Source organism: Flagellimonas crocea (assembly GCF_033441595.1).
GTDB lineage: Bacteria > Bacteroidota > Bacteroidia > Flavobacteriales > Flavobacteriaceae > Flagellimonas > Flagellimonas crocea.
This window is the reverse complement of the sequence record NZ_JAUZVX010000009.1, coordinates 2,501-5,301: the sequence shown is the minus strand read 5'-3', so window position 1 is coordinate 5,301 and position 2,801 is coordinate 2,501. Positions and strand designations below refer to the sequence as shown.

The following is a 2,801-nucleotide window of genomic DNA, read 5'->3' as shown; positions in this document are numbered from 1 at the left end:
GGGGGGATTGAAAAGAAGTTCATATACATATTGTAACGACAGCGTAAAGAGAATTATAAGAACCATTTTGATGCGAGGACTCGGTTTTTCCGGGTGTCGGACAGACATTCAAGGAAATACAATGAAGAGTTTGATCCTGGCTCAGGATGAACGCTAGCGGCAGGCCTAACACATGCAAGTCGAGGGGCATCACGGAAAAGCTTGCTTTTCTGGTGGCGACCGGCGCACGGGTGCGGAACGCGTATGGAACCTGCCCCTGTCAGGGGAATAGCCCAGGGAAACTTGGATTAATGCCCCATGGTACCGCGATATCGCATGATATTGCGGTTAAAGATTTATCGGACAGGGATGGCCATGCGTACCATTAGTTAGTTGGTGGGGTAACGGCCCACCAAGGCAGCGATGGTTAGGGGCCCTGAGAGGGGGATCCCCCACACTGGTACTGAGACACGGACCAGACTCCTACGGGAGGCAGCAGTGAGGAATATTGGACAATGGGCGGGAGCCTGATCCAGCCATGCCGCGTGCAGGATGACTGCCCTATGGGTTGTAAACTGCTTTTATACGGGAAGAAACGCACCTACGTGTAGGTGTCTGACGGTACCGTAAGAATAAGGACCGGCTAACTCCGTGCCAGCAGCCGCGGTAATACGGAGGGTCCGAGCGTTATCCGGAATCATTGGGTTTAAAGGGTCCGTAGGCGGGCCGTTAAGTCAGGGGTGAAAGTCTGCGGCTCAACCGTAGAATTGCCTTTGATACTGGCGGTCTTGAGTCATGGTGGGGTTGCCGGAACATGTGGTGTAGCGGTGAAATGCATAGATATCACATAGAACACCGATCGCGAAGGCAGGTGACCAACCATGTACTGACGCTGATGGACGAAAGCGTGGGTAGCGAACGGGATTAGATACCCCGGTAGTCCACGCCGTAAACGATGGATACTAGCTGTGGGGACTTCGGTCTCCGTGGCCAAGCGAAAGTGATAAGTATCCCACCTGGGGAGTACGTTCGCAAGAATGAAACTCAAAGGAATTGACGGGGGCCCGCACAAGCGGTGGAGCATGTGGTTTAATTCGATGATACGCGAGGAACCTTACCAGGGCTTAAATGCAGGCTGCATGGGGTGGAGACACCCCTTTCTTCGGACTGCCTGCAAGGTGCTGCATGGTTGTCGTCAGCTCGTGCCGTGAGGTGTCAGGTTAAGTCCTATAACGAGCGCAACCCCTACCGTTAGTTGCCAGCATGTAAAGATGGGGACTCTAGCGGGACTGCCGGTGCAAACCGTGAGGAAGGTGGGGACGACGTCAAATCATCACGGCCCTTACGTCCTGGGCTACACACGTGCTACAATGGCCGGTACAGAGGGAAGCCACCCCGCAAGGGGGCGCGGATCTACAAAACCGGTCACAGTTCGGATCGGGGTCTGCAACTCGACCCCGTGAAGCTGGAATCGCTAGTAATCGGATATCAGCCATGATCCGGTGAATACGTTCCCGGGCCTTGTACACACCGCCCGTCAAGCCATGGAAGCCGGGAGTGCCTGAAGTCCGTCACCGCAAGGAGCGGCCTAGGGCAAAATCGGTAACTAGGGCTAAGTCGTAACAAGGTAGCCGTACCGGAAGGTGCGGCTGGAACACCTCCTTTCTAGAGAAAGAGACGCCCGGAACCGGTGTCCTTGCGCGAGGTGGTCCTTATATCTTTGTGCTGTCGTTTATAATATGTTTTTTGATATACAGGCAAATTAGGCCAAGACAGTCTCATAGCTCAGCTGGTTAGAGCGCTACACTGATAATGTAGAGGTCGGCAGTTCGAGTCTGCCTGAGACTACGAAACAAGTTCATTGGGTATTGGAACAAGGAAATTCTAGGTGTTGGGTTACCGTTATATAGTACTGTTAACTGATAACTGTTAACTGACCACTGATAATGGGGGATTAGCTCAGCTGGCTAGAGCGCCTGCCTTGCACGCAGGAGGTCATCGGTTCGACTCCGATATTCTCCACCACGGCAAATGTCGCGGGCCGGTATTTTTGTACCGGCGGCGATCGCCATAAGTTCATTGACATATTGGGACGGAGCAGTGACGGTATTTACCGTTGCGTGCGAAGTCAAAAAGAAGAAACACGAAGTAGAATAGAACATTAAGGATTACGAGAGGGCATTTGTACGTATGTACAGGTGCGACAAGCAAAAGAAGGGCGTATGGGGAATGCCTAGGCTCTCAGAGGCGACGAAGGACGCGATAAGCTGCGAAAATCCACGGGGAGCTGCACATGAGCATTGATCCGTGGGTGTCCGAATGGGGCAACCCGGCAGGTTGAAGGCCTGTCACCCAGCAATGGGGGCGAACCCGCCGAACTGAAACATCTAAGTAGGCGGAGGAAGAGAAAACAAGAGTGATTCCGAGAGTAGCGGCGAGCGAAATCGGATCGGCCCAAACCGTTGTTGTTTAGGCAATGACGGGGTTGTAGGACCACAATGTTCTTTGCGCGACGAACCGGAAGCAGTTGGAAAGCTGCACGATATGGGTGACAGTCCCGTACGGGCAAGGAGCGTTAAAGATAGTGGTATCCTGAGTAGCGCGGGGCACGTGAAACCCTGTGTGAATCCGGCGGGACCATCCGCCAAGGCTAAATACTCCTGGGAGACCGATAGTGAACCAGTACCGTGAGGGAAAGGTGAAAAGAACCGTGAACAACGGAGTGAAATAGACCCTGAAACCATACGCCTACAAGCGGTCGGAGCCAGTTTACTGGTGACGGCGTGCCTTTTGCATAATGAGCCTACGAGTTACTTTTACCG

General features: G+C 53.3%; 2 tRNA genes and 2 rRNA genes (1 of these 4 cut by a window edge). All 4 read left to right on the top strand.

Annotated features, from left to right (window positions below):
* Window positions 1–118 precede the first annotated feature (118 nt).
* Window positions 119–1,644, top strand: a 16S ribosomal RNA gene (locus tag SD449_RS19170).
* Window positions 1,645–1,753: 109 nt separating this feature from the next.
* Window positions 1,754–1,827 (top strand) — tRNA-Ile (locus tag SD449_RS19165).
* 100 nt (window positions 1,828–1,927) lie between these two features.
* A tRNA-Ala gene (locus SD449_RS19160) sits at window positions 1,928–2,004 on the top strand.
* Between the two features lie 175 nt (window positions 2,005–2,179).
* Window positions 2,180–2,801, top strand: a 23S ribosomal RNA gene (locus tag SD449_RS19155) (it continues 2,197 nt past the right edge of the window).
* The 16S and 23S rRNA genes sit together here with 2 tRNA genes alongside, the layout of an rRNA operon.